At 72.2% G+C, this 2,803-nt stretch carries 2 protein-coding genes; one reads left to right on the top strand and one right to left on the bottom strand.

What is annotated here, in order from left to right:
* Positions 1-1,008: glucokinase (glk, locus tag GRF61_RS23710; RefSeq protein ID WP_169153079.1), on the bottom strand; the 1,008-nt coding region annotated here is incomplete at its 3' end.
* A gap of 62 nt (positions 1,009-1,070) precedes the next feature.
* On the opposite strand from glk, the gene glgA reads away from it, so the two are divergent.
* A partial coding sequence (gene glgA / locus GRF61_RS23715; RefSeq protein WP_169153080.1) for a glycogen synthase GlgA occupies positions 1,071-2,803 on the top strand: 1,733 nt, incomplete at its 3' end.

Consider the following 2,803-nt stretch of genomic DNA (forward strand, 5'->3'; position numbering starts at 1 on the left):
ATACCCTTCCCCGGCCAGCCCCAACGCGGCCCGGGCCGCTCCCCGCAGCGGCAGACGCTCATCGGTGACGAGATACACCGGCAGCCCCGCCGCCAGCGCCGCATGCGGCCCCTTGTCGCGGAAGGCAGCGAGGAAGCGCTGGGTGGCCGTGCCGGGCAGCACCCGGGGGCCGATGCCGCCGGTGAGGAACACGCCGCCGCGGGCCAGCACACTCAGCGCATGGTCGCCGCTTGCCGCGCCATAGGCGTCGACGAACAGCTCCACCGCCTCACGCGCCTGCGGATCGCCCGCCTGCGCCCGTTCCCATACCGCGTCGCCACGGCCGGCGCCGTTGGCGGCGGGGACGCTGTCCGACGTGGTTTGCGCGGGGCGTTCGCCGCCCTGGGACAGCAGCCACTCGTAGGTGCGCGCCAGCCCGGGGCCGGACACCACATGCTCCGCGCTGACGCGGCCGAAGCGCCTCTGCAGGTGCTGCCACAGCCGCGCCTGCTGCGCGTCCCGCGGGGCGAAGCCGACGTGGCCGCCTTCGCCCGGCAGCACCCGCAGCGCGTCGCCGGGCAGGCGGAAGGCCACCCCCAGGCCGGAGCCGGCGCCTATCACCAGTTGGGGCGCCACCGCATCCGGCTCGCCCTCCTGCAGCGTCAGCCGGCCCTCCGGCGGCAGGTCGCCTATGCCCCAGGCGCTGGCCTCGAAGTCGTTGAGCAGGCAGGCCGGCGCGCCGCCCAGCAGGGCGCGCAGGGCCTTGCCGCCGATCTGCCAGTCCAGGTTCGTCATGCACACCCCACCGGCGCCCACCGGGCCGGCGACGCCGAAGCCGGCCAGCGCCAGCTCCACCGGGCGGCCGGTGGCTGCCGCTGCGGCGGCGAGGAAATCGTCTACCAGGCTGGCGAAGCTGGGCCAGGCGCGGTTTTCGTAGCGCTGCACGAAGGCGAAGTGGATTGCGCCTTCCCGCAGCCCGGCGAGCGCGAACAGGCTTTTGGTGGCGCCGATGTCACCGCACAGAATCATGTTGTCCTTCCTTTTCCCTTGGAGCGATTGAGGCCGCCGCCCGCGGCCTGGAGAACGTCGTCATGAGCAAGAACGGTTCCCTGCAGATTCTTTTCGTCACCCCGGAGTGCGCCCCCTGGGCCAAGACCGGTGGCCTGGGGGAGGTCAGCGCCGGCCTGCCGGCTGCCTTGCTCGGCATCGGGGTGGATGTGCGGGTGTTGATGCCCGCCTACCCGAGCGTGCTGGAGCAAGCGAAGGGCCTGCGCCGGGTGGCGGCTTTCGAAGCCGAGGCCGGGCTGCCGGCCGCCAGCCTGCTGCGCGGCAAGCTGCCCAGCGGCGTGCCGGCCTTGCTGGTGGAGTGCCCTGAGCTCTACACCCGCAGCGGCGGCCCTTACCAGGACGCCCGCGGCCTGGACTACGCCGACAACGTGCTGCGCTTCGGCCTGCTGTCGCGCATCGCCGCCCGGCTGGCGAGCGCCGAAAGCCCGCTCAGTTGGAAGCCGGACGTGCTCCACTGCAACGACTGGCCGGCGGCGCTGGCACCGGCCTATCTCAAGCTCGGCCTGAAGGCGCCGGCACCCAGCGTGGTCGCCGTCCACAACCTCGCCTTCCAGGGCATCTTCCCGCTGGAGAGCGGCCGGGCGCTGGGGCTGCCGGACTCCGCGCTGGACGTGGAGGGGGTGGAGTACTGGGGCCATATGTCCTTCCTCAAGGCCGGGCTGTACTACGCCGACCGTATCGTCACCGTCAGCCCGACCTATGCCGGCGAGATCCTGGGCGAGCACCTGGGTTGCGGCATGCAGGGCCTGTTGCAGACCCGCAGCGCGCGCCTGAGCGGCATCCTCAACGGCATAGACACCGACATCTGGAACCCGGCCACCGACCCGCATCTGGTACGCAACTACGATGCCGGCAATCTTGCCGCCAAGGCGGAGAACAAGCTCGCGCTGCAGGCGCAGATGGGGCTGGAGCAGGACGAGGCGGCGCTGCTGCTGGGCATCGTCAGCCGCCTCACCGACCAGAAGGGTGTGGACCTGGTGCTGGAAGCGCTGCCGGAGCTGTTGGGCCGGCCGGTGCAACTGGCGGTGCTGGGCAGCGGCGAGGAAAAGCTGGAGAACGCGCTGCTGGCGGCGGAAAAGGAGTGGCCGGGCAAGGTGGCGGTGAAGATAGGCTTCGACGAGGCGTTGGCGCACCGCATCGAGGCGGGCGCGGACGCCTTCCTCATGCCTTCCCGCTTCGAGCCCTGCGGCCTCAACCAGATGTACAGCCAGCGCTACGGCACTCCGCCCATCGTGCGCGCCACCGGCGGCCTGGCGGATTCGGTGGGCGACTACACCCCGGCCGGGCTGGAAACCGGCGAGGCCACCGGCTTCGTCTTCGACGACCCCACCGCCCAGGCGCTGATCGCCACGGTGGACCGGGTAGCCGCGCTGCGGGCGGAGCCGGCGGCCTGGGTGCAGCTGCAGCGCAACGGCATGAGTTGCGACTTCGGCTGGAGCACCAGCGCGCGCGGTTACCTGCGGTTGTACCAGTCCATGCTGGAGGAAGGGCAGGCGCGGGGCGGAAGCAGGCCGGCCGGGCGCTCGGGCAAGACGGACGAGGAGGGCGCCGGCGCGGCGGCAGGCGGCCGCGGTCGCAGGAAAATGCCGGAGACGGTGGGCGTGGCGGTGGTGGAAACGCTGGCGCGCCCCCGGCGGGCCGGCACCGGCGCAGGCCGGCGCAGCCGCAAGGAGGCGGCGGAACTGGCGGAGCAGGAGGCGGGCAATGTACCGCCGCCGCCGAAGGTAGAAACTGAGGTGGAAACTGAGGTGGAAAC

Source organism: Azoarcus sp. TTM-91 (assembly GCF_012911025.1).
Classification (GTDB): domain Bacteria; phylum Pseudomonadota; class Gammaproteobacteria; order Burkholderiales; family Rhodocyclaceae; genus Azoarcus.